We start from the raw sequence: 18,008 nt of genomic DNA, 5'->3' as shown, positions 1-18,008 counted from the left end.
CCCCCCCCCCCCCCCCCCCCCCCCCCCCCCCCCCCCCGCGCTGGAGATCCGCAGCCCGCACGCGACGCGGCCCTGGCAACACGTCCTCGAGGCGCTCCATGGCTATCTGCGGCTCGGCAACCGCCTGCTCGATGGCGACGCGACGCTGGCCGACGCGTTCAACTTCGGGCCGGAGCCGCGCGACAACGTCCCCGTTGCCGCGGTGCTGAACGGCCTGCGGTCTCACTGGCCCGAGCTGGCCTGGAAACATTGCCCGCCACCGGGCGCCGCGCCGCACGAAGCGCACAACCTGTACCTCGACGCGGCGCGTGCCCGCACCGTCCTGGGCTGGACACCACGCTGGACGCTCGAGGAAGCACTGGCCGCCACGGCGCGGTGGTACCGCACGGTCCAGCTTGCGCCCTCCGAGGCACGCGCCATCACTGAACAACAGATCGGGCAATTCTGCGCATGAACGCTCAACTCAACGCTCACCCTGCGAACTGCCGCGCCTGCGGCGCGCCGCTGGCACACACGATGGTGGACCTCGGCCTGTCGCCGGTCTCCAACGCCTTTATCAAGCCCGAGCATATCGCGCGCGGGGAGATGTTCTATCCCCTGCACGCCATGGTGTGCGACAGCTGCTGGCTCGTGCAGCTTCGCGACGCCACCCCGGCGGAGACGCATTTCCACGACGATTACGTGTACTTCTCGTCGTTCTCCACGTCCTGGCTCGAACACGCGCGCCGCTATGTCGAGGCGATGACCGCGCGCTTCGGACTGAACCGCAACAGCCGCGTGATGGAAGTGGCCAGCAACGACGGCTACCTGCTGCAGTATTTCCAGCAGGCCGGCGTGCCCTGCCTTGGCATCGAGCCGTCGGCCAACACCGGCGAAGCCGCGCGCGCGAAGGGCATCGACAGTCGCGAGCTGTTCTTCGGCGAGCGCACCGCGCGCGCGCTGTGCGTGGAGGGCTGGCAGGTGGATCTGCTGCTCGGTAACAATGTGCTGGCGCACGTCCCCGATATCAACGACTTCGTGGGCGGCATGCCGGTGGTGCTGAAACCGGAAGGCGTGGTGACGCTCGAGTTTCCGCATCTGCTGCGCCTGCTGGAGCAGAACCAGTTCGACACGCTGTACCACGAGCACTATTCCTACCTGTCGCTGACCGCGCTGGTGCCCATCCTCGCGCGGGCGGGCCTGCGCGTGTTCGACATCGAGCATCTGCCCACGCATGGCGGCAGTCTGCGGTTGTTTGCCTGCCACAACGGCGCGAAGCATTCCACCTCGGCCAACGTCCAGGCATGCCTGGACGAGGAACTCCGCGGCGGGCTGACTTCGGTCGAGCGATACACGGCGTTCTCCGAGGGTGTACGCCGTGCCCGTATCGATCTGCTCGCCTTCCTGATCGATGCGCGCCGCAAGGGCAAGCGCGTGGCGGCCTACGGCGCCGCGGCCAAGGGCAACACGTTGCTGAACTACTGCGGCATCGACTCGGACCTGATCGAGTACGTCGTGGACCGCAACCCCGCGAAGCAGAACAAGCTGCTGCCGGGCTCGCGCATTCCCGTGCTGGCGCCGGAAGCCATCGATGCACGGCGGCCCGACTACCTCGTCATCCTGCCCTGGAACATCAAGGACGAGGTGATGGAACAGATGTCGGGCATCCGCGCCTGGGGCGGCCGCTTCGTGGTGGCCATCCCGGAAACCGTGGTGCTGCCGTGATCTTCACGCCGGCCCGCATCGCGGGCGCCTGGATCGTCGATCCCGAGCCGCTGGCCGACGAGCGCGGCTTCTTTGCCCGTACCGTCTGCGTGGAAACCTTCGCGGCGCATGGCATCGACGCGCGCTTTGCGCAGCAAAGCGTGTCGCGCAATACGCGCGCGGGCATCCTCCGCGGCATGCATTTCCAGCAAGGCGAGCACGCCGAAGACAAGCTCGTTCGCGTGACGACGGGCGCCGTGCACGACGTGATCCTCGACCTGCGCGCCGACTCGCCGACGTATCTGCAGTGGCAGGCCGTGGTGCTCGACGCGCAGATGCAGCGGGCCATTTATATCCCCAAGGGCGTGGCGCACGGTTTTCAAACGCTGTCGCCCCTGTCCGAGGTGTTTTACCAGATGACGGTACCTTTCGCGCCGGGCAGCAGTGCCGGCGTGCGCTGGGACGATGCCGACATCGGCATCGTCTGGCCCGATTGCGCGGAGCGGCTGATTTCCGCGAAAGACCTTGCCTTACCCACGCTGGCCGCACTGACGGCATCGACCGATCAGGCCGGCTGATCCTCTGATTCAACCTGAACACTGACTACCCGAAGCGGAGCCACCCATGACGACCGAACATTTGCAGAAGCTTTCCGACGCGTTGCGCACGGTGGGCGGCAGCGCCGCCGCCCGCGACAAGGTCATTGCCCTGTGCAAGAACATCGAGCAGGACCTTTCCGGCTACGAAGGCAGCGTGCGCGACGACATCACCGGTCCGATCGTCGATGCCATGTACAACGAAGAATCGCGCCTGCGGAAAACGCTGTCCGACGGCACGGTATTCGAGTTCCTGTACCGCACGAAGATCGCGCGCGATTTCCTGATGAGCTCCCCGTCAGCGCCGGACCACGTATGGGAACCGCAGACCACGAAGCTGCTGGTCCGCCTGTGCGAGCGCGGCGGCCACGCCGTGGTGGGTGGCGCCTACTTTGGCGATCAGGTCATCCTGATGGCGCGCCAGCTGGCCCGCGCGGGCGGTACCTGCCACGCATTCGAGCCCAACGCCGACCAGCTCGGCATGCTGCGCAACAACGCGCAACTGAACAATGTGGAGAACATTCGCAGCTGGCGCCTGGGCCTGTGGTCCGACAGCACCACGCAGCTGCGCCTGGTCGGCCATGACTCGTTCGCGCACGCCGAGCAGACCACGGATCAGACCGGCAGCGACAGCTTCATGACCGTGACGATCGACGACTACTGCGCCCAGCAGAATGTGGACAAGCTGAGCCTGATCATGCTCGACATCGAAGGCGCGGAGCTGAACGTGTTCAAGGGCGCGGCCAGGCAACTGGCCCGCCCGGCCGGCGAGGCACCCAATCTGGTCTTCGAAGTGCACCGCCACTACGTCGACTGGAGCCGCGGCCTCGAGAACGCCGAAATCGTCACGATGCTCAAGGGGTACGGCTACCACGTCTACGCCGTGCGCGACTTCAACTCGAATGTCGATATGCAGGGCCGCCCCGTGGAACTGGTGCCGGTGGACAACGTCTTCCTCGAAGGCCCCGCGCACGGCTTCAACATGGTTGCCGTCAAGGAGCCCGGTCTGCTCGAGGGTAATGGCTTCGCGGTCGTTCCCGGCGTCAGCCCGAAGCTGCTCTGGCACCGCGATCCGGCGCTGCACCACCCGGTCAACTGAGGAACGCGATGCGCTGTACCGTCATCGGCGGCGCCGGCTTCGTCGGCAGCCGCCTGGCCAGCACCCTGCGGCAGGCCGGCCATGAAGTCTGGGTCCCCGCGCGCGGGGACCGGGCGCTGTTCAACCGCGATCTCGGCCGCGTCTACTACTGCGCGGGGCTGACCGCCGATTACGCGGCGCGTCCGTACGATACGGTGGCGGCGCACGTCACGCTGCTGTCCGACGTGCTGCGTGCGAACCGCTACGACCATCTGGTCTATCTGTCGTCCACGCGGCTTTACGACGCATCGCAGCTGCCCCAGGGCGACGAGGCGGCGGCGCTGACCCTGCAGCCCGCCAACCCGCGCGCGCTCTACGATTTCTCGAAAGGGCTCGGCGAGAACCTGTGCCTGACCGTCGCCGAGGGCCGTACCGCCGTGGCACGGCTGTCGTGCGTATTCGACTGGACGCCGGACTCCCCGGGATTCCTTTCCGAATGGCTCGTGCGCGCCGCCGGCGAACGCACGTTCCGGCTCGACAGCGACGCCGGCTTCGTGCGCGACTATATCCACCTCGATGATGTCGTCGAAGCGCTGATCGGCATTTCGACGCGCGGCGCGGGCGGCATCTTCAACGTGGCCAGCGGCGAGAACGTGTCCAACGGCGAGCTGGCGGAAGTGTTCAACGGTGCGGGATGGGATGTGACGATGGCACGCAAGTCGCCCACGCAACGCGCCGCGGTGTGCAGCACGGCCGCGCTGCGCGCGCTGGGCGTCGTGCCCCGCGACGTGCGCACCGTGGTAGCCGGTTATCTTGCGGGGATTCGCCCATGGAACTGATTGGACAGACGCGCGATTCGCTGGCGGCCTATACCTGCGCGCAGGTGGCCAACCTCGTGCCGGACGGCCGCAACGACGGTTTGCTGCCGGTGGTGTCGCGCCATATGGACGAGGCGCTCGCGCGCACGGGGCGTTGCATCGATGCGGTGCGCATGTGGCGCCCCGGCCAGTTCAACTACCTGCACTCGTCGCAGTACTGCCAGTACCTGTATTACCTGGCCAACACGATCTGGCGCAACGAGCGCCACGGCGAGGCGTGCACGAAGCTGTTCCTGCTCAACAAGGCGCTGAATGCGATCGATCTGTTCTACGAGATCGAGATGCCCGAAGTGTTCTTCATCGGCCATTCGGTCGGCATCGTGCTGGCCAAGGCCACGTATGGGAACTATCTGGTGCTCTACCAGAACTCGACGGTGGGGAAGAATCACGGCATTGCACCCGTGATTGGCGACGGCGTGGTGATGTATCCCAACACGGCCATCATTGGGCGCAGCCATGTGCGCAATGGCTCGGTCATCGCACAGGGCGTGAGCGTATTGAACCGCGACACCCCGGGCGACTGCCTCGTCTATGCCGGCACGGCCGGCGACCTCGTCTGCAAGCCCGCGCAGGAGCGCGCAGCCGAGGAGTACTTCCGTCTCTGATCTTCCGTCTCTGATCAGACGGGCATGTTCATCATTTCCTGATACGCAGCCGCCAGGCGGTTGCGCACCTGCACGGCGGTCTGGAACGAGACGTTCGCCTTCTGCAGGTCGATCATCACGTCATTCAGCGCCACGCCGGGCTTGCCGAGTTCAAATGCCTCCGCCTGGTTGTTGGCGTGTTCCTGCGCGGCGTTGACGCGCGCGAGCGAGCGCTGCAGTTCACCGGCAAAGCCGCTCGTGGTAGCGGCCTGGGCCGAAGCCGCGCCGCCGCCGGCCGCGGTCTGGGCCAGGCCGCGCAACTGCTGCAGCATGCTTTCGATGGAAGAAATCGTGGTCATGTCGTAGATCGGTCCAGCAAAGGTTGGAAATCGGGATCGAAACCGCCCTCGAGACGCATGATGCGGCGAACGCATCACAACAAGATGGCTTCTCACCTGTTTCGGCCCTCGCACTGTAGACCCGGCCCGTCTCCATCCAAAGGTTGAAATCACGCGGAAAACCTCGCCTATTCAGTCGATTGTGGATCGACCGTTTGGCCGATGATCGCTACCGTGCCGAATCTGGCGTGCGGTCGTGAGTTCCCCGGCCGTTCGCCTTGGCGACCATCCATAACCTTCGCGGGGAGTACGCGTGTTTTCTCAGCAGCGTAATGAGAGCCGTGCCGAAATGACTAACGGCAAGACCAGCCAGAGTGGCAAGGGCAGGGTTTCCCCGGCCAATCCGGAGACGCGTGCATGAACGCCGCCGCAGCCCTGCCGGGCGGCTCCGCGCTGCTCGACAAGATCAAGGCCAATCCACGCCTGCCGCTGATGCTTGGCGGTGCCGCGCTGGCCGCCGCCATCGCCGTCGGTGTGATGTGGTCCCGTGCCCCCGACTACAAGGTCCTGTACACCAACCTGTCGGAGCGTGACGGCGGCGCAGTGATCGCCTCCCTCCAGCAGATGAACGTGCCGTACAAGTTCGCCGAAGGCGGCGGTGCGGTCATGGTGCCGGCCGACAAGGTGCACGAGATGCGCCTGCGCCTGGCTTCGCAGGGCCTGCCGAAGAGCGGCACCGCGGGCATGGAGCTCATGGACAACCAGAAGTTCGGCATCAGCCAGTTCGCTGAACAGGTCAACTACCAGCGCGGTCTCGAGGGCGAGCTCTCCCGCTCGATCGAATCGATCGCCGCCGTGCAGTCCGCGCGCGTTCACCTCGCGATTCCGAAGCCCACGCTGTTCGTGCGCGAGCGTCAGAAGCCCACCGCGTCGATCGTGCTCCAGCTCTATCCGGGCCGCGCGATCGACGAGGGCCAGGTCGCCGCGATCAGCCACCTGGTGTCGTCGAGCGTCCCCGAACTGACCCCGAAGTCGATCTCGATCGTCGATCAGCACGGCAACCTGCTGTCCGGCAACGGCGACCGCTCGCTGGACGCGACGCAGCTCAAGTTCGTGCAGCAAGTCGAGCAGAACTACGTCAAGCGCGTGGAAGCCATCCTCGCGCCGATCGTCGGCAAGGACAATGTGCACGCGCAGGTCACCGCGGACGTGGACTTCTCCACGGTCGAGCACACCGACGAGAGCTACAAGCCCAACCAGGATCCGTCGAACGCCGCGATCCGCAGCCAGCAGTCGAGCGAGTCCAGCCAGGAAGGCGCGGCACCGGTCGGCGGCGTGCCCGGCGCGCTGTCGAACCAGCCGCCCGCCGCCGCGCAGGCACCGATCGCCAACCCGCAGCCGCCGCGCCAGCCGGGTCAGCCGAACCCGCCGCCCGCGCAGGCCAACCAGGCCAGCACGCAGACCGGCACCGCCGAGAAGACCGGCCCGCGCAGCAACCGTCGCGATACCACCACCAACTACGAACTCGACCGCACCGTGCGCCACGTGCAACAGGCACCGGGCGGCGTCAAGCGCCTGTCGGTCGCGGTGGTCGTGAACTACCGCCAGAAGGCCGATGCCAAGGGCAAGATGGTCGCCGAGCCGCTGCCGGCCACGATGCTGACGCAGATCGAGAACCTGACCAAGGAAGCGATGGGTTACTCGAGCGATCGTGGCGACTCGCTGAACGTGGTCAACAGCCCGTTCACCGACGACCGCGTGATCGAGCCCGAAGTGCCGCTGTGGAAACAACCGCAAATGATCGATCTCGCCAAGACCGGCGTCGGCTACCTGCTGCTCGCGATCCTCGCGCTGTTCCTGTGGTTCAAGGTGGCACGCCCGGTGGTGCGCAAGTACACCGCGCCGCCGCTGCCCGCGCCGACCGAAGCCGACGCCACCACGGAAGCCGTGCTGCTGCCGCCGGAAGAAACGACGAATCCGGAGCTGCTGCGCCTCGCGGCCAAGTACGAAAGCGATCTCGCCCTGGTGCGCGACGCCGCGCAACGCGACCCGCGTCTGGTCGCCAGCGTAATCAAGCAATGGATGGCCAATGACGAACGCTAAGTCCACCTCCCCTGAAAAGGGTCTGCAGAAGAGCGCCATCCTGATGATGGCGATCGGCGAAGATTCCGCAGCAGAGGTCTTCAAGCATCTGTCGCCGCGCGAAGTGCAGGGCCTCGGCTCTGCCATGGCCAGCCTGTCGTCCGTGACGCGCGAGGAAATGGCCGAGGTACTCGCCGAGTTCCGCGGCGAGACCGAACAGTACCTGGCGCTCAACGTCGATTCGAGCTCGTTCATCAAGAGCGTCCTCAACAAGGCGCTGGGCGAAGAGCGCGCGCTGTCCGTCATCGAGGACATCCTCGAGTCCCGCGACCCGGGCGGCGGCATCGATTCGCTGAACTGGATGGATGCCACGTCGGTGGCCGAGCTGATCAAGGACGAGCATCCGCAGATCATCGCGACCATCCTCATCCACCTGGATCGCCAGAAGTCCTCCGAAGTGCTGGGCTTCTTCACCGACCGCCTGCGCAACGACGTGATCCTGCGTATCGCCACGTTCGGTGGCGTGCAGCCGGGCGCGCTGCAGGAACTGACCGACGTGCTGACCAAGCTGCTGGCGGGCCAGAGCCTGAAGCGCAGCCGCATGGGCGGTGTCCGTACGGCGGCCGAGATCATCAACCTGATGAGCACGGCGCACGAGGAAGCGGTCATCGACGGCGTGCGCACGCACGACGCGGACCTCGCTCAGAAGATCATCGACGAGATGTTCCTGTTCGAGAACCTGCTCGAAGTGGACGATCGCGGTATCCAGCGCGTGCTCAAGGAAGTTGCCACCGAGTCGCTCATCGTGGCGCTCAAGGGTGCACAGCAGGAACTGCGCGACAAGTTCATCCGCAACATGTCCACCCGCGCCGGCGAGATGCTGCGCGAGGACCTCGATGCGCTGGGCCCGGTTCGTGTGTCGCAGGTCGAGGCCGAGCAGAAGGCCATCCTGCAGGTGGTGAGACGCCTGGCGGAAGCCGGCGAAATCCAGATCGGCGGAGGCGACGATGCCTATGTCTGAACGCGGCTTTGCCGCAAGCCGCGGGTTTTCCGGCGGCAATGCGACCCTCAAGTCGGAATCCCGCTCGGATCTGAGCGACGACGGCTTTCAGGCATTCGGCGCGCCGCGCGGCGTCTCGCGCGGCCGTGGCGACAGCTGGCAACGCTGGCAGATGGTCTCGCTCGATCCGCGAGATCGGCTCAAGGCGCTCGAGGCGCAGTTGCCTGTCGAGCCGCCGCCCCCGCCGCCGATCGACTTCGAAGCCCTCGATGCGATGCGCGAAGGCGCGCGCAAGGAAGGCTATGCGCAGGGCTACAGCCAGGGCCAGACACAGGGCTATGGCGACGGTCACCGCGAAGGCTATGCGCGCGGCCTGGAGTCCGCGCGCAATGAAGCCGCACGGCTGCAGGAACTGGCCGGCAACTTCCGCGATGCGCTCGGACGCGTCGATGCCGAGATCTCCGACGCGCTGATCTCGCTCGCGCTCGACGTGGCGCGCCAGCTCGTGCGCAAGACGATGGAACTCGACCCCGCGGCGCTGCTGCCGGCCGCGCGCGAACTGCTGACGGCCGAGCCCGCGCTCGCCGGCTCGCCCGCGCTGCTGCTCAACCCCGAGGATGTGCCGCTCGTGGAAACGCATCTGCGCGGCGAACTCGAAGCGGCCGGCTGGACCGTCCGCCCCGATCCATCCATCGCGCGCGGCGGCTGCATTGCCAGCGCCGCCAGCGGCGAGCTCGATGCGAGCCTCGCCACGCGCTGGAGCCGTGTCGTGAAGGCACTGGGCCGCAACGATCCGTGGGAGCCGCCTCATGCGTGATGCGCAGGCGAACGTGCAAGGTGTCGCGCCAGCGCCGGCATCTACCGCCGCACAGCAGCACACGCACCTCTGGCGCGATGCGTTGACGTCGGCCTCGACGGGCCTCGCCGATCTCGACAGCAAGCGTACCTGCGGCCGCCTGACGCGCGCGGCGGGTCTCGTGCTCGAGGCCGTGGGCCTGCGCCTGCCCGTGGGCAGCGACTGCCTGATCGAGCTGCCGGCCGGCCAGCATGGCCATGGCGGCCCGCGCACGGCGGAAGCCGAAGTCGTGGGCTTCGGTGCCGATCGCCTGTACCTGATGCCGCAATCGGACGTCGTCGGCCTGGTGCCGGGCGCCCGTGTCTATCCGCTGGAACCGTCTCCGCTGCCGGCCGGCGTGGCCACGCCGCGCGAGCCCGGCTCCAAGCGTCTGCCCGTGGGTGAAGGCCTGCTGGGACGCGTGCTCGATGCCGCCGGTCGCCCGCTCGATGGCCTGGGCCCGATCACGGCCGCCAGCGAAGTGCCGCTGGCCGGTACGCAGATCAACCCGCTGACGCGCGCGCCGATCGAAACCGTGCTCGATACGGGCGTGCGGGCGATCAACGCGATGCTCACCGTTGGCCGCGGCCAGCGCATGGGCCTGTTCGCGGGCTCGGGCGTCGGCAAGAGCGTGCTGCTCGGTATGATGGCGCGCTATACGAACGCCGAGGTGATCGTCGTTGGCCTGATCGGCGAACGCGGCCGCGAAGTGAAGGAATTCATCGAGAACATCCTCGGCGAAGAAGGCCGCAAGCGCTCGGTCGTCGTGGCCGCGCCGGCCGATACCTCGCCGCTGCTGCGTATGCAGGGTGCCGCGTATGCGACGCGCCTTGCCGAATACTTCCGCGATCAGGGCCGCCATGTGCTGCTGATCATGGACTCGCTCACGCGTTACGCGATGGCCCAGCGCGAGATCGCGCTCGCCATCGGCGAACCGCCCGCCACCAAGGGCTATCCGCCCTCGGTCTTCGCCAAGCTGCCGACGCTCGTCGAGCGTACGGGCAACGGCCCCGAAGGCGGTGGCTCGATCACGGCCTTCTATACGGTGCTGACCGAAGGCGACGATCAGCAGGATCCGATCGCCGACTCGGCCCGCGCGATTCTCGACGGCCATATCGTGCTGTCGCGTAGTCTCGCCGAGGCTGGACACTATCCGGCCATCGACGTCGAAGCATCCATCAGTCGTGCCATGACGGCACTGATCGACGCGCCGCAGTTTGCCTCCGTACGGCGTTTCAAGCAGTTGATGTCGCGCTACCAGCGCAATCGCGACCTGATCAGCGTCGGCGCCTATGTGCCCGGCAGCGATCCGGAGGTGGACCTCGCGATTCGCCTGCATTCGCGCATGGAGGCCTTCCTGCAGCAGGACATCCCCGAGCGCGCGGACTACGCGAACTCGGTTGCCCACCTGCATCAGCTATTCGAGAGGATGGAACATGCCTAAGCCCTCACCGCTGAATACGCTGGCCGATCTGGCCCAGGACAGCACCGACAAGGCCGCGCGCGAGCTCGGCCGCCTGCAGGGCCTGCGCACGCAGGCGGAGCAGCAGCTCAACGCGCTGACGCAGTATCGACAGGAATATCGCACGCGCATGCAGGCGATTGCGGCGGAGGGCATGACGTCGAGCCGCTGGCAGGACTTCTCGCGGTTTCTCGACTCGCTCGATCAGGCGATTCGCCACCAGACGAGCGCGCTGGCCAAGGCCGAGGCGGACCTGATTGCCGGCCGCGCCAACTGGCAGCATCAGAAGCGCCGCCAGAATTCGTTCGACACGCTGATCACGCGCGCGGAGACGCGCGAGCAGCAGATCGTCGCGCGCCGCGAGCAGCGTGCCAGCGACGAATTTGCAGCCCGTGCGGCGCGTGTCGCGCGGGAGCCGGCCAACGGCCAGAACTGAACTTCATTATCTGCCAACCATGATCGATATCAGCAAGATTCTCGGCACGGGCGCCGCGAAGGCAACCGGCACCGCCGGCATCGGCGGCAGCACGATCGATGCCGCCTTCCAGGACGCCCTCTCCCGCGCGCGCGACAAGGCGCCGCGTCAGCAGAACAACGCGACGTCGCAGCCCGTCAACGTCGGCAAGCCGGCCAGCAAGGTAGCGGAGAAGGGAAACCAGAAGGCCGCCGAGAAGCCCGCGGACAAGCCGGCCGCGCAGGAAGCGAACAAGCCTGCCGACAAGTCCGCCAGCAAGTCGGATCCATCCGACGGCAAGACCACGCAGGCCGCCAAGGCGGACGAGGACAAGAAGGATACCGACACGGCGCAGAGCGCTGAAGACGCCGCGAAGGAAGCCGCAGCGGCGGCCGCGGCACTGGCGCTCGCGATGCTCGGCCAACCGGCGGCCCAGCAGACCACCGCAGGCAATGCCACCGACGCGGTGGATCCCGCGCTTGCCGGCCTGAGCAGCCTGCCGGGTGTCAACGGCGCAGCGGGGACGGCCGCGCAACAGGGTGCCGCGACGAACCAGATCACCGCCACGTCGGCGGCCGCCGCCCAGGCAGCCGCGACTGCCGCAACGCAGGCCGACGCAGCAGCCGCCCAGACGGATACGGTCGCCGCGCAGACCACGCTGCCGGCCGAGGTCAGCGTCACCAAGGCCACGACCATGAGCCCGGCCGACACGCTCGCGACCATCGCGCAGCAACGCGCCGCCGCGCAGGCCACGACCGGTGCCGCCGACAAGCCCGCACAGCCGTCGATCACGCCGTCCGCGCTCGCCAATCAGGACGCGCATGGCGGCCAGACCGGCGGCCATTCGGGCAGCCAGCAATCGCAGGCGGGCCTCGGCCAGCCCGCGCAGGCCGCGCAGCCGCAGACGGCTGCCAATACCAGCGCGGCTGGCACCGCCGGCGCGAGCTACGCTGCCGCACAGGCCAATGCACGCACGGGCGAAGGCACCGACACCGGTGCCACCAACTCGAGCAGCGCCGCTACGCTCGCCTCGGCCATCGCGGCGCAGGCCCCGACGCCCGCCGCGCAAGCCACGGCTGCTGCCGCAGCCCGCGCCGTGGTCGCCCCGAACGTCGGCGACAACAACTGGTCGCAGGCACTGGGCCAGCATATGGTCCGGATGTCCACGCAAGGCAGCCAGACGGCCGAGCTCGATCTCAATCCGCCCAATCTCGGTCCGCTGAAGGTGGTGCTGAACGTCGTCAACGATCAGGCGCAAGCCCAGTTTGTATCCCCGCACCAGGCTGTCCGTGCCGCGGTGGAATCGGCACTGCCGCACCTCCGCACGTCGCTCGCGGAAAGCGGCATTCAGCTCGGCCATACGTCGGTGGGTTCGGAAGGTTTTGCGAATCAGGCGGGCAACGGCCAGCAGCAACAGCAGCGTCAATCGTTTGGTGGCGGCCAGGGGAGCAGCTTCGGCCAGGCTTCGAACTTCGGTAATGAACCGGCGGTGCCGGTGGCGCGCCCGCAGCGGGTGCTCGCGCAAGGCGAAGTGGATACGTTCGCCTGATGTCAGCCTGCTGCCCTCTCCGGTGCGAGAGGGCAGGCCCCCGCATCACGCGCGGGCATCTGTGCCTGCACGGCCGCTATCGGTCCCGCGGGTCCCGCGGGTCCCGCTCGAGGATCTCGGCGACATCGCGCTCGCGGAAATCGGCGGCATCGAAGTGCGTCGGCCACTCGCCGCCATGGGTCACGGCATCCAGCTCGATGGCATTCTCGTCTTCGAGCCAACACGCGAACGACCCGCCATCTTCGAGCCTCACGTGCTCGAAGGTCCAATCCCACTTGCGGCGATGCATGCCGGCGAGCGGCACCGAGAGCTGGATCCGCGTCAGAAACCCGACCTTGGTCTCGATCCGATGCTTTGCACGCAGGCCATCGATCTGCGCACGGATGGCGACACTCGTGGCATCGTCATCGCGGAATAGCTTGGACAGTGCATATTGTTCCTGAGCCGTGAGTCGCATCGGATTCATTTCCTTTATTAGAATTAAAGGCAAAAAAAGCCCGGCCGCATCGCGATAAGAACACCACCACTTGCCCTGCAGATTCCCATCTGCGACGCGCCGGACCGAACACACCGCGGGCAGATCGAGTGCCTGCGGAGGCCGGCTACGGCGTTATCGGGGATCCAATCCAACTTCGCGAGCAGCCAACAAGGAGTAATTTAGATAAATTCCTCCAAACCGACTATGGTATTTCGCCGATATTTCATTACTTTTTTCGATATTTTTTCGAATTTTTTATGATTAACCGCGATACCTTCGTTGTCATGATGATCGGGATTTTCTGACGAGAAATGGCAAGGCAACGCGCTGCGTCGTCGGTTGCGAGGGTAGTCGCCTGAGAAGCTTCCTAGATGGTTTTCGGAGCGCGGCGGGAACCGGCGGGGTGACGCCAGGGCGCTCGCAACCACCTGGATGCGCTCCGCGAGCATGGCCATCACGAAGGCAGTGCGGTCAATGTGACGGGCCGCCGGTCGTATGAATTGCCTGCCGGCTCAATCTAGCCACGACGCGTGGCGCCGGGGGACCCGTTGCAAGTGGTAGTCAGTTGCAGCGATCCGGCGTGAATTCCCGCGCCCGGCAGGTTGATGGGACCCGAGTCCAGCAGGAATGGCATCGTTTGACCCAGGCCTGCCTGACCTTTGAAGCTCAGTGTCACGGGAGAGGCCGACAGGGCAAACGGCGGCGACAATGTGATGGAGCCAACCGCAAACGCGAAGAAATCGGTCACGCGTGCTGGCGTTGGGGTACTGAACGCTGTCGGACTCCCATACACCGAGGGAGATGCCGGAATAGGAGTGGGCACCCCGATGCCCACGACCTTGCCGACATAGCGCGCAGTCAGGTTGTTTATCACGTCATGGATATCAAACAAGAACACGCCGACTTCCACGATCTCGCCCCCGGTGAGGCCTCCCAATAGTTGCAGGGTGAACGACTGACCATAGGGACACTGCGTGGCGGGTAGGCAAGGCCCCGGTAATGGAGGACGCGGATCGATGGGAATGTCGTGGTGCGGGTGCGGACCGTCTTGGAGATTGGCAATGTCCTGATCCAGACTGGCTATCGTCTTGCGCCCGATGATATTGTCGATCTGATTGGCAAAGTTGAAGATGTGGCGCGCCTGCTTGTAGCGGGCTACGGCACTGGCAAAGGCGGCGTCATAGTTGCCGTTGACCGTGACCAAGCCAACGCCCAACTCGGGAATCTGTTCGGCGATGATGCTCAGTGCCAACTGCACCAGTTGGATGTGTTCGCCCTGTTGTCCGACGGTAAAATGGCTCACCGGTTCGTTTGGCACGCCATTGGCGCAATTTTCCAGGCGCTGGAAGACCGCAGTGGGTGCATGGGTGAACATATTGGATTTCAGCGTGCTCATCGTCCCTCTCAGCTCGGAAGTGTCTCGAAGTCCAGTGGAAAGGCAGCCATGCCCGACGCATACACCTCGACTTCCACGCGGCGGTTCTCGGCGCGCTGCATTTCATTTGCGGGTGTCTTGTTGATGAGTTGCGCGGCACCCATCGAATGCCTGACCATCAGGATGCGAGGCCAAACCAGACTAGCGTCAGGTGATCCGATCAGCGCGGAAAGTTGGTCGACAAACCACTGGCCGGCGCTGGCGACGCGCCCCACTGACGCCTCGTATTCGCTGTCGCGTCGTTGCTCTGCCGACATGTCCTGTCGATCCTGTCGATCCGAGTGTGCTGTCACTACAATGACCGCCGTCGACGTGGGGCTTTGCATAGCCGTGGCCACGCGCAGCACGAGGCCCGCCACGGCTTGTTGATCAGCAACTGGTGCCCGCGCCAAGCGAACGCCAAAATCGGACTCGCCTGACTGATAGCCGCCAAGTACATACAGGGATTGATTCCAGTTCGCCATCATTGACTCGCTGAAAATAAGAAATGTTTCAGAGTCGGCGCGTGACATAGAGAGCCGGGTTCAGCAGGCCCCAGATGTCACTCAAGTGAATGTTGTAGGTCATGCTCAACCCCTAACGGTTACGCGCTGTCAGCAAGATGGGCGAAATTCTCCTGCTACCTTTCAAGACGTTCTGAAGCGGCGCGCGGTCTTTTCCAAACACCAGAACAAGCTTGTCCAGATTCAGGAGCAGTCGGTCGGAGACCTTGCCCGACTGCGCGTCCCACCAAAGCTGTCCATGTTCGAAAATACTGATGCGGTCGAGCCCATCGGCACCGTTTCCTTCGATAGTGGCCTCGTCCGTACGGGGGTAGCCAAGGGGGCCTTCGCAATGACCCCGCCGCATATATTCCAGGAAGATTCCGCCGTACACGACGTGCGCGCCGAGGTCCGGATGCCAGAATAGGCCGCCCGTCGGTCCGTTGTTATTCGAGAAAATCTTGTATCGCCCTCCGCGAGGCCCACGGTTGTAGTTAGCGAGGGGAGAGTGCAAGTTAGCTTGCGGTACCCAAGCCGCCGCGCGCTCGTCATGAGCCAAGATGTCCTGCCATTTGGCGTCCAGCGGATCGCCCAAATCCTGCTTTCGTTTGGGCAACTGGATCACCACAGGCATCGCCCCTTCCAGCGTACATCTCGTGATATCCCGCGAACACTCTCCGGCCCTGGTGGCCAGCTTTGGCAGAAGTGCGTCCGTATCGTGGTAGGCGCTTTTTATCTTTTCGATATCGGGCGTCTCAAACTGCTCTGGAAACCGCAAAATGAAATCCAGCTGAGACCTGAGTGCAATACCCTCGACAATCCGCTTGCCACACTCCTTGATCGTGTCGTCTCGCACCGCCTGTTCCGCCCAACTTGGCCCAGGAGGCATCGGGAGGTAGGCGAATTCCTTGAGGGAGCACCGGAAGTCCACGGGGTCGGATTTGACGGCCTGGTTGAAGGTTTTGTAGAGGTCCTTCAATTCCTGCATATTGGTGGGATTCAACTGCCCCGAGCCGCCGGCCATGATGACCCGGATCTGCATCGACGACTTCTTCTTGGCCTCGTCAATGGTGCTTTGAAAAGCCACGTTCACGTCGCCGCCCGCCATGAAGTTTCCGATGGACATATCCAGCGACATTTTCAAATCCTTATGGCTGGTCTCATCGTAGGTTTCGAAGACGAAGACACCATAGAAGTCGCCTCCGCTATAGACCTCATCGATATAATAATCCCCATAAGTCAGGCGAAACTGCTCGGGGGAGTTGCGATACGCCTGCTCGGCTTGTGGCGTAAGCCGCGCGCGCGACACTGGTGCCATCGTCGTCGCGAAAGAGCCTTGACAGTGCATACCGTTCCTGAGCCGTGAGTCGCATCGAATTCCTTTCCTTTATTGGATCTAAAGGCAAAAAAATCCCGGCCGCATCGCGATAAGAACGCCACCACTTGTCCTGCGGATTCCCATCGGCGACGCGCCGGACCGAACACACCGCGGGCAGATCGAGTGCCCGCGGTGGCCGGCTACTGCGTCATCGGGGATCCAGTCCAACTTCGCGGCAGCCAACGAGGAGAAATTTAGATAAATTCCTCCCAACCGACTATGGTATTTCACCGGTATTTCATTACTTTTTTCTATTTTTTTCGAATTTTTTATGATTACCCGCAATTCCTTGGTTGTCATGAGGATCGGGATTTTCTGACGAGAAATGGCAAGGCAACGCGCTGCGTCGTCGGTTGCGAGGGTAGTCGCCTGAGAAATTTCCTAGATGGTTGTCGGAGGGCGGCGGGGCCCCGCGCGCTGACGCTGCGCCCGACCCGCAGCAGCCGGCGGAGTTGGGTACCACCTGTTCGACATGACACAACGTCGTCGCATCGAGCGCCTTGATCTGGTCATTGCTCAGTGCCTGACCGAGAGTGATGAGGTTCGCCTTCGCGACCGGAGCTTGGAACGAACGCTAGACCCATTCGCGCGCGAGAAGGAGCGCATCGCCGATTGCAAGAATGCTGCGGACCTTGTGGAATATCCTAAGGATCTTCGTTGAGAATAACGTCTCTCTCGCGCTGAAAAGCCGGGAGCGAAGCGGCGTCGTGATCGTAGAAATCAACAAAGAACGACGGCTGTAGCCAAGCGTCAGGCGCAATCGTGATCCCACCATGCGCATTCACTTTCGGACGCCAATTCGATGGCACTATTGTGCTTACTATTTCAAAACACTCCGCTTGATGAGCCCCCATGCTTGGCCACTCATCTCCTCGATCGGACGTCACTATGCCGTAGCGACGCTTTCCGTCCTGCCCTATGTCTATGCTCATCACATGATAGACATCTCCAAGTGTCAGCCACGGCGAAGTCTCAACCTCACGGTCGAGCGCATCAAGCAAGCGAACACATTTAACTTTCATGGCTTGTTTGGCGTGCCAGATTTATCGTTGAAAACCGCTTTGTAAGCCAGATATCCGGATCTCGTGACAGTGAACCTCGCCATCCCGCACGGATCGCCAGAGAGCTTCGGGGGGACCTGCACAGAAACGACGAACCCGGCTAGGGCCGGGTTCAATTCCTCTACTTTATCGATGCAGTTTTCCCCACTCCACCAGATAGGCTGTGGAGAGTGGGCCGAGATAGTCCCCAATCCGATTCCAATGACCAGGAACACCCGACGCTCGTAAATAAAGGGCCTCCAGTAAGCCCGTTGCCACAAACGCTTTGAGTGTCGCGTCGTTGCTCGCTAGACCGCCCTCGATAACTTGGAAGATATGTGCTCTGGTTTCAAGATCCAGATCTTCAACATGATCGGCGAGAGCCTTGCCAAGTTTTCCAAACAGAACGGTAGTGGGGATGTCCTCTCCCCATTCTTCAAGGGCCAGTCTTCTGGCCGAACTGAGCACATCGCATCGGGCCAACTCCGTAACGAACTCTTGCCAAGTATTCACTATATCCCTCTCAAAGCATTTTGAAGGTCTCGCAAGACGTTCTGAGCTGCGGAGCGATCGCTAAACGGCGCATTTGGATTCGAATCCAACCATGTTGTCGCCACTGATCGTGCCGCCGGTCGGCAGCGACAGTGCCTGCGCGC

The 18,008-nt window shown here is 64.2% G+C and carries 18 protein-coding genes and 1 pseudogene; 12 read left to right on the top strand and 7 right to left on the bottom strand.

Translation table 11 applies throughout. The features are described 5' to 3' along the window. The 6 genes and pseudogenes from AAHB16_RS32315 to AAHB16_RS32290 form a co-directional block, all read left to right on the top strand. Positions 1-454: pseudogene (locus tag AAHB16_RS32315) on the top strand (CDP-glucose 4,6-dehydratase); the annotation flags it as partial. After that, entirely contained in the window at positions 451-1,704 is a 1,254-nt protein-coding gene (locus tag AAHB16_RS32310; protein ID WP_150376426.1) for a class I SAM-dependent methyltransferase, read from the top strand. The pseudogene AAHB16_RS32315 and the gene AAHB16_RS32310, both read left to right, overlap by 4 nt. Further along, positions 1,701-2,261: a dTDP-4-dehydrorhamnose 3,5-epimerase gene (gene rfbC, locus AAHB16_RS32305; protein ID WP_150376424.1), complete on the top strand. Its 561-nt coding sequence runs from the start codon at positions 1,701-1,703 to the stop codon at positions 2,259-2,261. The genes AAHB16_RS32310 and rfbC overlap by 4 nt, the downstream gene beginning before the upstream one ends. Before the next feature lie 46 nt (positions 2,262-2,307). Beyond that, entirely contained in the window at positions 2,308-3,378 is a 1,071-nt protein-coding gene (locus AAHB16_RS32300; RefSeq protein WP_150376422.1) for an FkbM family methyltransferase, read from the top strand. 8 nt (positions 3,379-3,386) lie between these two features. Beyond that, positions 3,387-4,196, top strand: coding sequence for an NAD-dependent epimerase/dehydratase family protein (locus AAHB16_RS32295; RefSeq protein WP_150376420.1), 810 nt, complete (start codon positions 3,387-3,389; stop codon positions 4,194-4,196). Then, the gene (locus AAHB16_RS32290; RefSeq protein ID WP_191002289.1) at positions 4,187-4,840 is read left to right on the top strand and encodes a hypothetical protein; all 654 of its coding nucleotides are present in this window, start codon (positions 4,187-4,189) and stop codon (positions 4,838-4,840) included. The genes AAHB16_RS32295 and AAHB16_RS32290 overlap by 10 nt, the downstream gene beginning before the upstream one ends. A gap of 14 nt (positions 4,841-4,854) precedes the next feature. On the opposite strand, the gene fliE is transcribed toward AAHB16_RS32290, so the two are convergent. Next, complete coding sequence (fliE, locus tag AAHB16_RS32285; protein ID WP_150376418.1) at positions 4,855-5,178, bottom strand: flagellar hook-basal body complex protein FliE; 324 nt, start codon at positions 5,176-5,178, stop codon at positions 4,855-4,857. A gap of 396 nt (positions 5,179-5,574) precedes the next feature. Between fliE and fliF the strand changes: the two genes are divergently transcribed. From fliF to AAHB16_RS32255, 6 genes are read left to right on the top strand one after another with little or no spacing between them, the layout of a single operon-like run. Next, a complete protein-coding gene (gene fliF / locus AAHB16_RS32280) occupies positions 5,575-7,260 on the top strand; it encodes a flagellar basal-body MS-ring/collar protein FliF (RefSeq protein WP_150376416.1) in 1,686 nt (561 codons plus the stop codon). Next, positions 7,247-8,260, top strand: coding sequence for a flagellar motor switch protein FliG (fliG, locus tag AAHB16_RS32275; RefSeq protein WP_150376414.1), 1,014 nt, complete (start codon positions 7,247-7,249; stop codon positions 8,258-8,260). Before fliF ends, fliG begins: the two co-directional genes overlap by 14 nt. Beyond that, a complete protein-coding gene (fliH, locus tag AAHB16_RS32270; protein WP_342052905.1) occupies positions 8,247-9,056 on the top strand; it encodes a flagellar assembly protein FliH in 810 nt (269 codons plus the stop codon). The genes fliG and fliH overlap by 14 nt, the downstream gene beginning before the upstream one ends. Continuing rightward, on the top strand, positions 9,049-10,518 hold the full coding sequence (fliI, locus tag AAHB16_RS32265; protein WP_223851606.1) for a flagellar protein export ATPase FliI: 1,470 nt from the start codon (positions 9,049-9,051) through the stop codon (positions 10,516-10,518). The genes fliH and fliI overlap by 8 nt, the downstream gene beginning before the upstream one ends. Next, entirely contained in the window at positions 10,511-10,972 is a 462-nt protein-coding gene (gene fliJ, locus AAHB16_RS32260) for a flagellar export protein FliJ (RefSeq protein WP_150376410.1), read from the top strand. Before fliI ends, fliJ begins: the two co-directional genes overlap by 8 nt. Before the next feature lie 19 nt (positions 10,973-10,991). After that, a complete protein-coding gene (locus AAHB16_RS32255; protein ID WP_342052904.1) occupies positions 10,992-12,539 on the top strand; it encodes a flagellar hook-length control protein FliK in 1,548 nt (515 codons plus the stop codon). A 76-nt stretch (positions 12,540-12,615) separates the two neighbouring features. Here AAHB16_RS32255 and AAHB16_RS32250 read toward each other — a convergent pair whose 3' ends face one another. The 6 genes from AAHB16_RS32250 to AAHB16_RS32225 form a co-directional block, all read right to left on the bottom strand. Next, positions 12,616-12,996, bottom strand: a complete 381-nt coding sequence (locus AAHB16_RS32250; protein ID WP_342052903.1) for a hypothetical protein — start codon at positions 12,994-12,996, stop codon at positions 12,616-12,618. Positions 12,997-13,196: 200 nt separating this feature from the next. Then, positions 13,197-13,475 (bottom strand): hypothetical protein, encoded by a 279-nt coding sequence (locus AAHB16_RS32245; protein ID WP_342052902.1) that lies wholly within the window; start codon positions 13,473-13,475, stop codon positions 13,197-13,199. A gap of 59 nt (positions 13,476-13,534) precedes the next feature. After that, positions 13,535-14,413 (bottom strand): hypothetical protein, encoded by an 879-nt coding sequence (locus AAHB16_RS32240; RefSeq protein ID WP_342052901.1) that lies wholly within the window; start codon positions 14,411-14,413, stop codon positions 13,535-13,537. An 8-nt stretch (positions 14,414-14,421) separates the two neighbouring features. Continuing rightward, positions 14,422-14,964: a hypothetical protein gene (locus AAHB16_RS32235; RefSeq protein ID WP_150376400.1), complete on the bottom strand. Its 543-nt coding sequence runs from the start codon at positions 14,962-14,964 to the stop codon at positions 14,422-14,424. Positions 14,965-15,028: 64 nt separating this feature from the next. Next, a complete protein-coding gene (locus tag AAHB16_RS32230) occupies positions 15,029-16,252 on the bottom strand; it encodes an LGFP repeat-containing protein (RefSeq protein WP_342052900.1) in 1,224 nt (407 codons plus the stop codon). A 1,247-nt stretch (positions 16,253-17,499) separates the two neighbouring features. Further along, entirely contained in the window at positions 17,500-17,865 is a 366-nt protein-coding gene (locus AAHB16_RS32225; protein WP_342052899.1) for a DUF7674 family protein, read from the bottom strand. Positions 17,866-18,008 lie beyond the last annotated feature (143 nt).

The sequence above is a fragment of the Cupriavidus sp. OTU4054 genome (genome assembly GCF_038440175.1).
Lineage (GTDB): Bacteria > Pseudomonadota > Gammaproteobacteria > Burkholderiales > Burkholderiaceae > Cupriavidus > Cupriavidus pauculus_D.
This window is presented reverse-complemented; position numbering and strand designations above follow the sequence as displayed.